This is a genomic window from Sideroxydans lithotrophicus ES-1 (assembly GCF_000025705.1).
GTDB lineage: Bacteria > Pseudomonadota > Gammaproteobacteria > Burkholderiales > Gallionellaceae > Sideroxyarcus > Sideroxyarcus lithotrophicus.
Genome location: NC_013959.1, coordinates 2366206 through 2381355, shown reverse-complemented (window position 1 = coordinate 2381355; position 15150 = coordinate 2366206). Strand labels below are relative to the sequence as shown.

The following is a 15150-nucleotide window of genomic DNA, read 5'->3' as shown; positions in this document are numbered from 1 at the left end:
TAAACGGCTTCTGAGAGTTTTTGGGGAGTCGCCAAGTGGTAAGGCATCGGATTTTGATTCCGACATTCGTAGGTTCGATCCCTACCTCCCCAGCCAGATTTTTCAATCAGGTCTTGATGGGCGTGCGCGCCCATTTTAATTTTGCGAGGTGCCCATGTCCGGCGACATGATGGTCTTCACCGGTAATGCCAACCCCAAGCTCGCTCAGGACGTAGCGAAGCATCTCCACATCCATCTCGGTCGTGCCACAGTTGGTCGTTTCTCGGACGGCGAAGTGATGGTGGAGATTCTTGAACATGTGCGTGGCAAGGATGTGTTCGTGCTGCAATCGACTTGCGTGCCGACCAATGACAGCCTGATGGAAGTGATGGTGATGGTGGATGCGCTGAAACGCGCCTCTGCGGCACGCATCACGGCCGCATTGCCCTATTTCGGCTATGCCCGCCAGGATCGCCGTCCGCGTTCCGCGCGCGTGGCGATCACCGCCAAGGTCGTGGCGGACATGCTGGTCGGCGTCGGCGTCGACCGCCTGTTGACCATGGATCTGCACTCCGATCAGATACAGGGATTCTTCGATATCCCGGTGGACAATATCTACGCTGCGCCGATCCTGTTGTCGGACGTGTGGAAACAGAATTACAACAATCTGGTGGTGGTCTCGCCGGACGTGGGCGGTGTGGTGCGTGCGCGTGCGCTGGCCAAGCGCCTGGAATCCGACCTGGCGATCATCGACAAACGCCGCCCCAAGCCCAATGTCGCCAAGGTGATGAACATCATCGGCGATGTCGCCGGACGCACCTGCATCATCATGGACGACATGGTGGATACTGCGAATACGCTGTGCGAGGCGGCCAATGCCCTGAAGGAGAAGGGCGCCGAGCGCGTGATCGCATACTGTACTCATCCGGTATTGTCCGGTCCCGCGATCGAGCGTCTGGAAAAATCGGCGATCGACGAGCTGGTGGTGACCGACACCATCCCGTTGCGCGAAGAAGCCCGCAACTGCAAGCGCATCCGCCAGTTGAGCGTGGCGGAACTGATGGCCGAGACCATGCGCCGCATCAATGCAGAAGAGTCGGTCAGTTCGCTGTTCATGGATTAAGGATTTTTTGCGATTACCATGTCGGTAGTCGCGCAACCCGAAGCACTCTGGTCGCGGAGTGCTTCACTAGAAGTGGAGAAGTAAAATGGCAATCGAAATCAGCGCAACAACACGTAAAGCGCAAGGAACGGGTGCGAGCCGCCGTCTGCGCAAAACGAATCGCGTCCCCGGCATCGTTTACGGTGCAGGCGAAGCAACCATGATCGAACTCGATCACAACACACTGTATTACGCACTGCGCAACGAAGCGTTCCATGCATCGATCCTGTCGCTGGAACTGGACGGCAAGAAGCAATCCGTACTGCTGCGCGACTTCCAGATGCACCCGTTCCGCCAGCAAGTGCAGCACATCGACTTCCAGCGCGTCGATGCCAAGAAGAAGGTCCACATGAAGGTGCCGTTGCACTTCCTGAACGCCGATGTCGCTCCTGGGGTGAAGGTCGGCGGTGGCATCATCAGCCACGTGCTGAACGAGCTGGAAATCGTCTGCTTGCCAGCAGACCTGCCCGCAGCGATCGAAGTGGACCTGTCCGGACTGGAACTGGGCCACTCCGTCCACGTGTCCGACGTCAAATTGCCGAAGGGTGTGGAATTGGCCGGCCACCATCATGCAAGCGATGCCGTGGCGACCGTGCAAGTGCCACGCGGTCACGTTGAGGCAGCAGCAGAAGCCGCCGCTGCCGCAGATGCTGCTGCCGCATCTGCCGCGGCTGCCGCACCCGCTGCTGCACCCGCTGCCAAGAAGTAATCAGCATCAGGAACAACCCGCCATGTCATCAAATGATGCGTGGCGGGTTTTTTCATTATGAGCGAACCAATCAAACTCATCGTCGGACTGGGCAATCCCGGCAGTGAATATGAAGCGACGCGCCACAATGCCGGATTCTGGTGGCTGGATGAGCTTGCACGCGAACACAATGCAAACTTCAGGACCGACAACAAATTCCACGGTCTGGTTGCGCGCACTACCATGCATGGACACGAGGTCCACCTGCTCAAGCCGCAGACCTTCATGAACGTGAGCGGCCGGGCGGTAGTTGCACTGGCGCTGTTCTACAAGATATTGCCCAACCAGATACTGGTAGTGCATGACGAACTCGACCTGCCTCCCGGCGGTGCCAAACTCAAGCTGGGCGGCGGACACGGCGGGCACAACGGGCTGAAAGACATCATCGCGCATCTCGGCACCAAGGAGTTCTGGCGCCTGCGTATCGGTATCGGCCATCCCGGCGAGCGCGCAGAAGTAGTGAATTACGTATTGAAAGCACCGCGCAAGGAAGAGCAGGTGCTGATCGATGAAGCGATGCAACGTGCGCAAGACGTCGCATCGCTTATTATCGAAGGAAAAATGGAAGCAGCGATGCTGAAGCTGCACACAAACTAGGATTTAGGAACTGGGATTTAGGATTTGGGGCAGGGGTTTTGCTAAATCCTAAATCCTCTTCAAGAGGAAAAATCATGAGTCTCAAATGCGGTATCGTCGGTCTCCCCAACGTGGGCAAGTCCACCCTGTTCAATGCGCTGACCAAGGCGGGCATCGCTGCGGAGAACTACCCGTTCTGTACCATCGAACCCAACGTCGGCATCGTCGAAGTACCCGATCCGCGCATGGACGAGCTGGCCAAGATCGTCAAACCGCAACGTATGCAGCCGGCCATCGTCGAGTTCGTTGACATCGCTGGTCTGGTGGCGGGTGCATCCAAAGGCGAAGGTTTGGGCAACCAGTTCCTCGCCAATATTCGCGAGACCGACGCCATCGTCAACGTGGTGCGCTGCTTCGACGACCCCAACGTGGTGCATGTGGCCGGCAAGGTCGACCCGATCTCCGACATCGAGGTCATCCTCACTGAGCTGGCATTGGCCGACCTCGCGGTGGTGGAGCGCACCATTCAGCGCGACGGCAAGAAGGCCAAGTCCGGCGACAAGGATGCACAGAAGCTGGTGGCCGTGCTGGAACGATTGCTGCCGCACCTGAACGAAGGCAAGCCCGCGCGCACGTTCGGTTTGACCGACGAGGAGAAGTTGCTGATCAAGCCGCTGTGCCTGCTCACCGTCAAGCCGGCGATGTATGTCGGCAACGTGCTGGAAGACGGTTTCGAGAACAACCCGCATCTGGACAAGTTGCGCGAGCACGCTGCAAAAGAGGGGGCGCCGGTCGTTGCGCTGTGCGCCAAGATCGAAGCCGAACTGGCCGACCTCGATGATGCCGACAAGAAAGAATTTCTCGCCGACCTGGGGCTGGACGAACCGGGCCTGAACCGCCTGATCCGCACCGGCTACGACCTGCTTGGCCTGCAGACCTATTTCACCGCAGGCGTGAAAGAAGTGCGCGCCTGGACCATCCACAAGGGCGACACGGCACCGCAGGCTGCAGGCGTGATCCACACCGACTTCGAGAAGGGCTTCATCCGTGCGCAGACCATCTCCTACGTCGATTTCATCGCCTGCGGCGGCGAGGCGGGCGCCAAGGAGAAGGGCAAGATGCGTGTGGAAGGCAAGGATTACGTCGTGCAGGACGGCGACGTGATGAACTTCCTGTTCAATGTATAACGATTAGCTCAGGAAAGCGGCGCGTTCTGTTACACTGCGCGCCGCGATATCGTTTCAGTCTAGTTGTCGCTGCCGATTCCGGTTCGTAACACCCACTTCATTCAGCCTCAGACTGGCGCTCTTCAAGGGCGACAGGCCGTTTGTACCAGGAAAGAACAATATGTCATTCAAATCTCTCGGCCTGTCCGAAGAAATCGCCCGTGCCGTTTCCGAGCGCGGTTACACCGAACCCACTCCCATCCAGGCACAGGCCATTCCCGTCATCCTGAAAGGCGGCGATCTGATGGGCGGCGCCCAGACCGGCACCGGCAAGACCGCTGGCTTCACCTTGCCGCTGTTGCAGCGACTGATGGAGAAGCCCATTAGCGGGCAGCCCTCTCCTCAATCCTCTCCCGCTAGCGGGAGAGGAGGCGAACGAGAAAAGCACTCTTCAATCCGTGCACCCATCCGCGCACTGGTACTCACGCCCACACGCGAACTTGCCGCCCAGGTGGAGGAAAGCGTGCGCCTCTATGGCAAATACCTGCCGCTCAAATCCATGATGATGTTCGGCGGCGTCAACATCAATCCGCAGATCAAGCAGCTGCATGGCCGCGTGGACATCCTGGTGGCGACACCGGGGCGTTTGCTCGATCACCTGCAGCAAAAGACCGTGGACCTGTCGCATGTCGAGATACTGGTGCTGGACGAGGCTGACCGCATGCTGGACATGGGCTTCATCCGCGACATCAAACGTGTGCTTGCGGTGCTGCCGAAACAACGCCAGAACCTGCTGTTCTCCGCCACTTTCTCCGACGAGATCAAGTTGCTGGCCGATGGCCTGCTCAACAACCCGGCACTGATCGAAGTGGCGCGCCGCAATCAGGCGAACGAACTGATCGAGCAACGCGTGTATCCGGTGGACCGCGAGCGCAAGCGCAATTTGCTCACGCACCTGATCAAGGATCACAACTGGTTCCAGGTGCTGGTGTTCACCCGTACCAAGCATGGCGCGAACAACCTCGCGGACCATCTGAACAAGGAAGGCATCCCCGCGATGGCGATCCACGGCAACAAGAGCCAAGCAGCGCGTACCCGCGCGCTGGCCGAGTTCAAGACCGCCAAGCTGCAAGTGCTGGTGGCGACCGACATCGCCGCACGCGGCATCGACATCAGCGAATTGCCGCATGTGGTGAACTACGAGCTGCCCAATGTACCGGAAGACTATGTGCACCGCATCGGCCGCACCGGACGTGCAGGCAGCGAAGGCGAAGCGAGTTCGCTGGTGTGCATCGACGAGAAGAAACTGCTGCATGACATCGAACGCCTGATCAAACGCGAGATACCTGTAGTCCAGGTGCCCGGTTTCGAACCCGATCCGCGCATCAAGGCGGAACCGATCCTGAACGGCCAGAATCGCGGCCAGGGCGGTCGCGGACAAGGCCGCGGTCAACCGCGTGCTGGTGGCGGGCAAGGCCGTCCCGGTGGAGTGCCGCGCACAGGCGGGAAACCGGCTGGCGGTGCTGGGCGTGGAGCTGTGCCATCATCGGCGCAGCATCGTTCCGGCGGTCGCGGTCGTTGATGAGCGCCACCGTCAGTGAGGAACAAGCCATCGCCGCCACCCGGCTCTGGCTTGAACGTGCAGTGATCGGCCTCAACCTGTGTCCGTTCGCCAAGGGCGTGCACATCAAGAACCAGATCCGCTATTTCGTGAGCGCGGCGGAAACGCCGGAAGATCTGTTGGCCGATGTATTGCAAGAGCTTGAGTTGCTGGCCGAGACCAGCCGCGACAAGATCGATACCACGCTGCTCATCCATCCGCACGTGCTGAACGACTTCCTCGACTACAACGACTTCCTCGAAGTGGTGGACGAAGCGCTGGAGGAAGTCGATCTGGCGGGCGAACTGCAAGTCGCCAGCATGCACCCGCAATACCAGTTTGCGGACACCGAGCCGGACGACATCACCAACTACACCAACCGTTCGCCTTATCCGACGCTGCACCTGATCCGCGAAGCCAGCATCGACGAGGCCGTGGCCGCCTTCCCGGAAGCCGAGATGATCTTCGAGAAGAACATCGAGACCATGCAGAAGCTCGGGCATGAAGGATGGAACGCCTTGGGGCTGGCCGAAGTGCAGAAGGATAAGTAACCCTTAATTTCCAGCAAGCCCCCCCCAGGAGCACATTGCGGCTGCCAACAGCACACTCGATGTGTGAATGAAGTTATAGTTATCTCCATGAATGCCAGAACCGATCATTCGTTTTCCATGCTCACTCCGGATTGCGTGCTGAATGCGCTGGAGAGCGTGGGACTGCGCTGCGACGGCCGGTTGCTGGCGCTCAATAGCTACGAGAACCGCGTGTACCAGGCAGGTATCGAAGACGGCGCCCCCCTGGTGGCAAAATTTTATCGTCCGGCACGCTGGACGGATGAGGCCATACTCGAAGAACATGCCTTCGTGCAAGAGCTGGCCGAGCGCGAGATCCCCGTCGTGCCTGCCTCGGTGATCGATGGCAAGACGTTGCATCTGTTCGACGGCTTCCGTTTCTCTGTCTTCCCGAAACACGGCGGACGCGCTCCCGAACTCGAAGACCGCGACACGTTGGAATGGCTGGGCCGCTTCCTCGGGCGCATCCATGCCGTCGGTGCGGTCAGGGACTACCAGCATCGCCCCGACTTGAATATCGAGACGTTCGGCATCGAGCCGCGCGATTTCCTGCTGGCAAATGGTTTCATTCCGGCGGATATCGACGCAGCCTATCGCAGCGTGGCGCAGCAGGCGCTCGATGGCGTGCGCCATTGCTTCGACCGGGCGGGTGATGTAAAGCACTTGCGCCTGCACGGCGATTGCCATGCGGGCAACGTGTTGTGGACGGATGATGGCCCCCACTTCGTCGATTTCGACGACAGCCGCATGGGGCCGGCGGTACAGGATCTGTGGATGCTGCTTTCCGGCGAACGCGAAGATCGGATACGGCAGATGGGCGATGTGCTGGCCGGTTACGAGGATTTCTGTGAATTCGATGCGCGCGAATTGCATCTCATCGAAGCATTGCGGACGCTGCGGCTGATCCATTATTCCGCGTGGCTGGCCAAGCGTTGGGACGATGCGGCATTCAAGCATGCCTTCCCGTGGTTCAACACGCAGCGTTACTGGCAGGACCGCATCCTGGAATTGCGCGAGCAGATCGCGTTGATGGAAGAGCCTCCGCTGTGGCAAAACTGACTCGGCAGAATGGAGACCGCAATGAGCGACCACGCTGACAATTGTCCATTCTGCAAGCCCGATGGCATCCTGTTCGAGAATGAGCTGGCATATGCCAAACCGGACAAGTTTCCGGTCAACCCCGGCCACTTGCTCATCATTCCCAGGCGTCATATCGCTGACTTCTTCCTCACTACCGAGGCGGAGAAGAATGCGCTGTTGTCGCTGCTCGACAAGGCGAAACATCACCTTGATGGTCAGTATGCCCCCGCGGGTTACAACGTCGGCATCAACGTGGGCGAGGTGGCGGGGCAGACGATCATGCATGTCCATCTGCACCTCATTCCGCGCTATCGGGGCGATATGGACAATCCCCGCGGCGGCGTGCGCGGAGTGATTCCATCCAGGCAGGCATATTGAGGAGCGGAGCTGCAGACCGGCACATCCAGGAACACATCCGTTGAAATGAAGAACCAAGTTACCCTTTGTCCCTGCGGCAGCAAAAAATCATTTTCCGCTTGCTGCGCCGCTTATCTGGATGGCAGCCAAATTGCCGCTACTGCCGAAGCCCTGATGCGTTCGCGCTACACCGCCTATGCCATGTTGCGCGAGGACTACCTGCTGGCGACCTGGCATGCATCCGCGCGGCCTGCATCACTGGGCCTGGCGGAGGATGTGCCGACCAAGTGGTTGGGTCTGGAAGTCAAACGCTGCGAACAGCAGGATGCCGACCATGCCATTGTCGAATTCGTCGCGCGCTACAAGGTGGGAGGTCGTGCATACCGGCTGCACGAAGTCAGCCGTTTCGTGCGGGAGACAGGGCAGTGGTTCTATCTGGATGGGGATGTCGGCTAACGAAAGATGTGGCGGCAGCATGCCAGTGAGTTTCACGTTTTCTTTATGTCGATTTTGAGAAAATGATTCTCGCCGCAGGAACGCTGCAAATGAGCAATACAGTTGATTGTTAAAGGAAAGACAATGAAAGACGTCATCAGCCAATATCGCATCGACAAGGAACCTTACTACCGGGCCGTCTCGGACGAGATCGCCGTTTACGATGCGGCCTATTCCGTGCGCATGCCGATGATGCTGAAAGGTCCGACCGGTTGCGGCAAGACCAGGTTCATCGAATATATGGCCTGGAAGCTGCAGAAGCCACTGATCACCGTCGCATGCAATGAGGATATGACCGCATCCGACCTGGTGGGAAGATTCCTGCTCGACGCCAACGGCACACGCTGGCAGGACGGACCGCTCACCATCGCGGCACGTTTCGGTGCCATCTGCTATCTCGATGAGGTCGTCGAGGCGCGCCAGGACACCACCGTGGTGATCCATCCACTCACCGATAACCGCAGGGTCCTGCCTTTGGAAAAGACCGGCGAACTGGTGAGCGCGCATCCCGATTTCCAGCTGGTGATCTCCTACAACCCCGGCTACCAGAGTGTAATGAAGGACCTGAAGCAGTCCACCAAGCAGCGTTTCGGTGCGCTCGACTTCAAATATCCCGAACCCGCGATCGAGGAAGAGATCGTGTCCCATGAGACGGGCGTGCCGCGCGAGATCGCGGGCAAGCTGGTCTCGATCGCAAAAATGGCGCGCAACCTGAAAGGCCACGGCCTGGATGAAGGCATCTCAACCCGGATGTTGATCTACGCAGGCAACCTCATTGCCAACAATGTCGAGGCAAAACGGGCCTGCCGCGTCGCCCTTGCGGCACCGATCACGGACGACCCGGACATGCGCGATGCGCTCGATGCGGCGGTGACGACCTTCTTCGGATAGACGTCGATCAAGGCGATCACGATGCGGGCGACGAACAACGATGAGGTATGCGCGATGCCCTTTGCACCGGATATCCGCTCTGGCCCGAATTTGATTCAAGCATGAACTCCGCTTTCAGCCACTTTGCGCAAAAGCTGCACAACTACCTGACATCGTCTGCCGGGAAGTCTCCCTCTGCCTTGCAGCAGAATCTTCAGAGAACAAAGCTCGTCGATGTTCAACGCCGCATCGGCATCTATCTGCGCGCCTTGTGGGATTTCGATTTTGCCATCCAGCCGCGCGCCGGCGATGTCGATGACCGAACGGGACAAACGCCTTTCATCAAGGATGGTTGCATCCATTTGCCCAATGTCTATCGGGATATCCCGTTGGACGGAGGAGATACTGTCCCCGGTCTGGATATCTACCGTGCTGCGGCAGCCCATGCATCGGCGCACATCGTTTATTCGAAGCAACGCCTCCCTGCAAAGAACTTCGATGAATTGCAAGAGGCGCTGATTGGCACGATCGAGGATGCGCGCGTGGAAGCGCTGGCGATACGCAGATTCCCCGGCTTGAAGAAACTGTGGAGCACACAGCACTCGGCCTCGCCCGGACAAAGCCGGACGAGTGGCGATTACCTGGCGCGCCTTGCGCGTGCCTTGCTGGACGAGGACTATGTGGACGAGGATCCCTGGATCGGGCAGGGACGCGAACTGTTCGCGACGGTGGGCGATCTGCAGGACGAGGAGATTGCCCGTGACATCGGCCTGGCTCTGGCGCAGGAGCTGCAGAAAAAGAAGATCAGGCTCAATATCCTCACGAGCACACACAGCGCAGCCTACCGTGACGATAACCGCTTTCTGTGGGAGTTGCCGCAACCAGATGCCGGCAAGGAGCCGTTGGCCCCTTCCACATTTTTCGAATCGAAATATTTCTCCATATGGGAATTCGCCAGGTTCGGTTCCGGCGGAAAAAAGAAATCGCCCATCACTTTTTATGATTCCAAATTCCTCTTCGCTGAGGAAAGCAGGCCGGGAATCGAAGAGCATGACGAGATCGCCGCAGATCCCGAATCCGACGAAGCTGCCAGGAAGATCTCGAAGCTGGTATCCGACAAACCGCAAATCAGGCATGCCGCTACGGAAACCTACTCGTATCCGGAATGGAATTTCCGCAGCCAGATCGAGACCGAATCCTGGGTGACCGTGCGTGAAATGAAGCCGCAGACAGGGGATCTGCAAGTGGTCGATCACATCATCGAGCAGAACAACGACCTGTTGTCGCGCATGAAGACCCTGCTCAATGCCATCCGGTATGGCGGGGTGCATCGCATCAGGAAGCTGGAGGAGGGCGACGACATCGATATCAACGCCGCCATCCGCGCCCAGATCGACATCCGGTCCGGTTTGCAGCCGGACGCGCGGATCATGATGCGCTCAATGCGGAAGACACGCGACATCTCGGTATTGCTGCTGCTGGATCTGTCAAAATCGACGAACGAGAAGGTTCAGGGGCAGGAACATACGGTGCTCGAACTTACCCGGCAGGTTTGCGTGCTGTTTGCGGATGCCATCAAAACGGTCGGCGATCCATTCGCCATCCACGGTTTCTGTTCCGAAAGCCGGCACAATGTCGAGTATTACCGGCTGAAGGATTTCGATCAGCCTTACGACGATCTGCCCAAGGCCAGGCTCGCCGGCATGACCGGCCAGCGTGCCACCCGCATGGGGGCGGCGATACGCCATGCCACCCATCATCTGAACAGACAGCAGTCGCGCAAGAAACTATTGATACTGATCACCGACGGGGCGCCGGACGATATCGATGTGCGCGGAACGGAATACCTGCTCAGCGACACGAAAAAGGCGGTCGAGGGTGCAGGCCGCAATGGCATCAACACCTTTTGCATGAGCCTCGACCCTCGCGCCGATGAATACGTGTCCCGCATTTTCGGCGCCAGGAACTACATGGTGGTCGACCATGTCCGCAGCTTGCCGGAGAAGATGCTGCTGCTCTATGCGGCACTTACCCGCTGAGTCTCCGGGCTGATCCGTTCGCATTCAGTCTGCCTTGCCGGCCTTGATGTCTTGCATGTGCTGGCTGAGCTCCTGTTTGATCTCAAGCAACTTGTTCTTCACTATCTTCCGGTTCTTGCTGCCCAACCGGATCATGATCTTCTGGCCGATAGAGCTCGCCTCCAAGTCGGGATCGGCATAAAGATAGAAATACTTTGGCTGTACCAGCTGGATCGGCTCCTTGACGTCCGGCGTATCCAGCAGGTCGTCTATCGCCTCGATCAACCGGTCATTGAAATATCTCTTCGGGTAACCAAGCTCTTCGTACGACTGCTGAAACAGCGGATACAGGCGGACATACAGTTCAACCAGTTGTTTTGCATCCACTGCCCCGGCGAGGCTCACATAGGATGCATAGCGATTCGCGTTCCTTGAATTGATGGTCAGGTCGGCCCCGCTGCTGGTTACGACAAAGTGCCCTGAAGGGGGATCGAACGGCATGATATTTGCGGGCACTCGCTGCTGGGGAAGATTATCGATGGTGGCAACGATATTGTTTATCAGTCGCTGCGCATGGATCAGTTTCATCAACGATCCATTGGCCACCAGGCCTGAGATCGCATCGAGCGCGAAACTGTCGCTTTGCTCCAGTTTGGGCAAAGGCGGGGCGGCAGGCGGCGTTTCGATCACCTGGCGTGCAGGCGGTTCCGGCGGCGCTGCCGGAGGCGGAGGAGGAAGCTGTGCTTGTTTCGTCTCGGGCGCGGGATGGCTGTTTTGCCAATACTGGTAAGCAGCATAAATGCCTCCCAGCAAGATCAGTGTGGCGATCGCAAACAACAATTTCTTATTCATGTTCATTCTCCGGTTCTGGATACATAAATACGAGCAACAATTTGTATGCAAACTATATTGGTCGAACTGAGGAACATAGTATGCAGCATATAGATATCGGTTCGGCCAAAATAGTTCTGGCGCCGAATCATGATTCTCAATGCGCAGCTAATGATGTATGTTGCGCAAATGGACATAAATATCACTCCTTCCGAAATCTTCCCCTGGAATGACAATTTTCGGACGGGCATCCCCGTCATTGACGAGCAGCACCGCAAGCTTGTCGAGCTGTTGAACAAACTTGCCGGCCATCTGGCTTACGGCGTCGACAAGCCTCAATTGAACAAGGTATTCGATGAGTTGGCCGACTATGCGCAATATCACTTCAAGACCGAGGAGAGCATCTGGAACAAATATCTTCGGGCAGACGATCTATTGAACGAACATGTCAAGACACATCAGGAATTCATTGCGGAAGTACTCAAGCTCAGGGGCAAACAGGATTTGCTGGCGTCCGAGCAGGTGATCGAGGAGATCGTGATCTTCCTTACGCACTGGCTGGCTTTCCATATCCTCGAGACAGACAAGCATATGGCGAAGATCGTGCTTTCCGTCCAGCTTGGCCTGTCCCTGGAAGAGGCCAAAGATAAAGCCCGTGTGGAAATGAGCGGCGCATTGCGGGTGCTGATCGAAACGATCCTCGGCATGTACGACACCTTGTCATCGCGGACGTTGCAACTCATGCGCGAAATCGCCGAGCGCCAGCGGGCCGAAGACAGATTGAGATTATCGAAAATGGTCATCGATAGCACGCTGGAGGCGATATTCATCACCGATGAGCGCGGGAAGGTCATCGATACCAATCCTTCGTTCTGCCAGGCAGTGAAGATGGGGCACGATCGGATCATCGGTAAAGATGTCCGGCAATTGAAGCCGGGATTGTTCAGCCCGAGCAAGTCCGATGAGATATGGAGAACGGCGACCGAGAACGGCCACTGGGCAGGAGAGACGGTGGGGCGGGATGCCGATGGAAACATCGAAGGCGCATGGCTGGCACTCTCAGCGGTCAAGGATAGCCAGGGTGCCATCACTCATTACGTCGGGGTGGTATCGTCCATCACCCATCTGGTGGAACGCCAGCACGTTCTGGAAGTGGAGGCCAATCACGATGCGCTGACCGGCTTGCCCAATCGCCGGCTGTTGCAGGACAGGCTCGAACAGGCACTTACACGCAGCAAACGGGGTGGCCGCATGCTGGCAGTGTGCTACCTCGACCTGGATGGGTTCAAGCAGGTCAACGATACGCTCGGGCATGATGCCGGGGACGACGTGCTGCGACTCATTGCCGGAAGACTGGTCAAAGTCTTGCGCGGCGAGGACACCGTGGTGCGCCTGGGCGGGGATGAATTCGTCTTGCTGCTGGGCGATCTCGATGGCGAAGAGAATGTCGTGCAGCTGCTGACCAGGCTGCTGCAGGACATCGCGCAACCGATGTCGATACACGGGAGCCGGGCACAAGTGACCGCCAGCATCGGGGTGACGTTCTATCCGCGCGATCATAGTGAACCGGAAGTATTGCTGAAGCATGCCGATGAGGCGATGCTGGCCGCAAAAAGGGAAGGGAAGTCGCGTTTCCATTTCATCAGGTGAGAGCCCGCCTTATTTTCTTTTGCGCTGGTGTTTGCGGGTGATCGGTGTCACCGGTACAAGGAAGATGTTGCGGCGTGCCACATTACGTGGAACACTACAGTTGCACCCGCATCGATGGATGCCTTCCGGAAATCGAAAGCACAACATGCACAACGACACTCCACCTGAATTTGACCAGCTCGTCAAAGCCATCGAAAACAACGAACTCGTGCTGCCCTCCATGCCGGAATGGGCGGTCAAGATACAGAAACTGCTTGACGATGCCGATGCTTCTTCCAGCCAGATCGTGAATGTCATCTCCGGCGATCCCGCGTTCGCGGCGCAGCTGATCCGGATGGCAAACAGCGCGGTCTACGCCGACAAGCCCAAGGTCGATACGGTCAATGGCGCACTCAGCCGGTTGGGTCACAAGCTGCTACGCACGCTGGTCATGAAGATCACGATGACGCGACTTGCAAATGCCAACCATCCGGTCTTGCGCAAGCGCCTGGCCGAGTTCACGGAGAACAGCCGCAATGTCGCCGCCATCAGTTACGTGCTCGCTTGGCAACGCAAATACCTCAACCCGGACCAGGCGATGCTCGCAGGGATGGTGCACAACATCGGCATCCTGCCCATCTGCATGTACATGGACAAGAATATCTCCAGGGCGGATGAGCGGGGTTGCGACCTGATCGTGAACAGGTTCCGCGGCAAGATAGGCGAGATGTTGCTGAAGGCATGGTCGTTCCCGGACGAGCTGGTTGCAGTGCCTGTTGCGCTGGAGAACCTGCAACGCGAAACCGGGGCGAAGCAGGCAGATTACGCGGATGTTGTCACGGTAGCCAATCTGTTGAGCCAGCCATCCTCCGGGACTGTTGCCTGGGACAGCGTCTTTGCACTGCAACGCCTGGCTATGAGCCCCGAAGAATGCGCGCAATTTCACGAACGCTTCGGCAACCAGGTGCGGACTACGCGCGAACTGCTTTCGGGCGATTAGCCTGCGCTCCTCTGCGGGCCTTCCATATCACATCAGCCGGCGCCAGCAGTTGCCTGGTGCGTTCGCGATGTAGCCGGTTCAGACCGCGAATTTTGTCGTGGTCGCGTTCAGGTCGCGTGCGGCTTCGACCATGCGTTCGGCTTCGGTCACGCACGATGCGGTGCGCGTGACGACATCGTTGGTGTGAATTTCATTACCCAGGAAAGAGAGCTTCAACTGTTTGAGGATCGAGGTATCTGCTTCGCTCATAGATGAACTTTGCAGTGGTTATCGGCGATGGCCGATCGCATATTGATCCAGATATCGGCAGTTATCACGGGGGCTTTAGGATGAGTCACCTATGATGGTTTTGAAATTGCGATTATCTCTTTCCTGCGAAAGCAGTCCATCGCATGGTCGTTCACCATGCCCGTGGCCTGCATGTGCGCGTAGCAAATGGTTGAGCCCACGAACTTGAAACCGCGCCGGACAAGGTCTTTGCTCATGGCATCGGATTCCGGGCTGGTCGCCCTGTAGTCCGCTGGCGTGCGTATCTTGTTCACGATGGGCTTGCCGCCGACGAACCGCCAGATGTAGGCATCGAAGCTGCCGAATTCTTTTTGCACTTCCAGGAACCGCTGCGCGTTATTGATCGCTGCGAGGATCTTGGCGCGGTTGCGGATGATTCCGGCATCGCCCAAAAGTCTTTCGACTTTCTGGTCGCCGTATCTTGCGACCCTGTGCGGATCGAAACCGTCGAACAAGGCGCGGTAGTTCTCCCGCTTGCGCAGCACGGTGTACCAGCTCAGCCCGGCCTGGGCGGCTTCCAGCGTAAGGAATTCGAACAGGAGCTGGTCGTCGTGCACGGGCACGCCCCATTCCTTGTCGTGATAATCGACGTAATCGGGCTTGTCCAGATCGACCCAATGGCAACGGCAAAGTTCTTTTGCTTGTTTCATGTCGGCCCTTGTACGCCGGTCCGGACCGGCGTGGTATGACGAACTCTACCGCAATTTGCTGGCAGCGTAGTGGCAGCATTCATGTGCCGGGCCGGATTTCATATTCTTTGTAAGTTGAAACCGCTTTGGGGA

Annotated in this window: 16 protein-coding genes and 1 tRNA gene; 14 read left to right on the top strand and 3 right to left on the bottom strand. The window is 57.8% G+C overall.

Going from position 1 to position 15150, the window contains the following annotated elements:
- The first annotated feature begins 21 nt into the window (after positions 1-21).
- The 12 genes from SLIT_RS11770 to SLIT_RS11715 all read left to right on the top strand — a co-directional run bounded on the left by SLIT_RS11770 (position 22) and on the right by SLIT_RS11715 (position 10641).
- A tRNA-Gln gene (locus SLIT_RS11770) sits at positions 22-96 on the top strand.
- Positions 97-154: 58 nt separating this feature from the next.
- Positions 155-1102 (top strand): ribose-phosphate pyrophosphokinase, encoded by a 948-nt coding sequence (locus SLIT_RS11765; protein ID WP_013030479.1) that lies wholly within the window; start codon positions 155-157, stop codon positions 1100-1102.
- An 85-nt stretch (positions 1103-1187) separates the two neighbouring features.
- Positions 1188-1850, top strand: coding sequence for a 50S ribosomal protein L25/general stress protein Ctc (locus SLIT_RS11760; protein WP_013030478.1), 663 nt, complete (start codon positions 1188-1190; stop codon positions 1848-1850).
- Between the two features lie 57 nt (positions 1851-1907).
- On the top strand, positions 1908-2486 hold the full coding sequence (pth, locus tag SLIT_RS11755; protein ID WP_013030477.1) for an aminoacyl-tRNA hydrolase: 579 nt from the start codon (positions 1908-1910) through the stop codon (positions 2484-2486).
- A 74-nt stretch (positions 2487-2560) separates the two neighbouring features.
- Positions 2561-3652 carry a redox-regulated ATPase YchF gene (gene ychF, locus SLIT_RS11750; RefSeq protein WP_013030476.1) on the top strand — a complete coding sequence of 364 codons (1092 nt, stop codon included), beginning with the start codon at positions 2561-2563 and terminating at the stop codon, positions 3650-3652.
- 160 nt (positions 3653-3812) lie between these two features.
- A complete protein-coding gene (locus SLIT_RS11745; RefSeq protein ID WP_013030475.1) occupies positions 3813-5213 on the top strand; it encodes a DEAD/DEAH box helicase in 1401 nt (466 codons plus the stop codon).
- Positions 5213-5782, top strand: coding sequence for a DUF1415 domain-containing protein (locus tag SLIT_RS11740; RefSeq protein ID WP_013030474.1), 570 nt, complete (start codon positions 5213-5215; stop codon positions 5780-5782). The genes SLIT_RS11745 and SLIT_RS11740 overlap by 1 nt, the downstream gene beginning before the upstream one ends.
- A gap of 87 nt (positions 5783-5869) precedes the next feature.
- The gene (locus SLIT_RS11735; RefSeq protein WP_013030473.1) at positions 5870-6859 is read left to right on the top strand and encodes a serine/threonine protein kinase; all 990 of its coding nucleotides are present in this window, start codon (positions 5870-5872) and stop codon (positions 6857-6859) included.
- 21 nt (positions 6860-6880) lie between these two features.
- Entirely contained in the window at positions 6881-7258 is a 378-nt protein-coding gene (locus tag SLIT_RS11730; RefSeq protein WP_013030472.1) for an HIT family protein, read from the top strand.
- Between the two features lie 45 nt (positions 7259-7303).
- On the top strand, positions 7304-7693 hold the full coding sequence (locus SLIT_RS11725) for a YchJ family protein (protein WP_013030471.1): 390 nt from the start codon (positions 7304-7306) through the stop codon (positions 7691-7693).
- A 123-nt stretch (positions 7694-7816) separates the two neighbouring features.
- Positions 7817-8623: a CbbQ/NirQ/NorQ/GpvN family protein gene (locus SLIT_RS11720; RefSeq protein ID WP_013030470.1), complete on the top strand. Its 807-nt coding sequence runs from the start codon at positions 7817-7819 to the stop codon at positions 8621-8623.
- A gap of 101 nt (positions 8624-8724) precedes the next feature.
- A complete protein-coding gene (locus tag SLIT_RS11715) occupies positions 8725-10641 on the top strand; it encodes a nitric oxide reductase activation protein NorD (RefSeq protein ID WP_223293797.1) in 1917 nt (638 codons plus the stop codon).
- A 24-nt stretch (positions 10642-10665) separates the two neighbouring features.
- Here the strand turns inward: SLIT_RS11715 and SLIT_RS11710 are convergent, their stop codons facing one another.
- Complete coding sequence (locus SLIT_RS11710) at positions 10666-11472, bottom strand: DUF3014 domain-containing protein (RefSeq protein ID WP_013030468.1); 807 nt, start codon at positions 11470-11472, stop codon at positions 10666-10668.
- A gap of 168 nt (positions 11473-11640) precedes the next feature.
- Between SLIT_RS11710 and SLIT_RS11705 the strand changes: the two genes are divergently transcribed.
- Positions 11641-13101, top strand: a complete 1461-nt coding sequence (locus tag SLIT_RS11705) for a bacteriohemerythrin (protein ID WP_041421303.1) — start codon at positions 11641-11643, stop codon at positions 13099-13101.
- A 145-nt stretch (positions 13102-13246) separates the two neighbouring features.
- Positions 13247-14080, top strand: coding sequence for an HDOD domain-containing protein (locus SLIT_RS11700; RefSeq protein WP_013030466.1), 834 nt, complete (start codon positions 13247-13249; stop codon positions 14078-14080).
- 78 nt (positions 14081-14158) lie between these two features.
- Here SLIT_RS11700 and SLIT_RS16130 read toward each other — a convergent pair whose 3' ends face one another.
- Both SLIT_RS16130 and SLIT_RS11695 read right to left on the bottom strand, forming a co-directional pair.
- On the bottom strand, positions 14159-14329 hold the full coding sequence (locus tag SLIT_RS16130) for a hypothetical protein (protein ID WP_013030465.1): 171 nt from the start codon (positions 14327-14329) through the stop codon (positions 14159-14161).
- A gap of 89 nt (positions 14330-14418) precedes the next feature.
- The gene (locus tag SLIT_RS11695; RefSeq protein ID WP_013030464.1) at positions 14419-15018 is read right to left on the bottom strand and encodes a DNA-3-methyladenine glycosylase I; all 600 of its coding nucleotides are present in this window, start codon (positions 15016-15018) and stop codon (positions 14419-14421) included.
- Between the last annotated feature and the right edge of the window lie 132 nt (positions 15019-15150).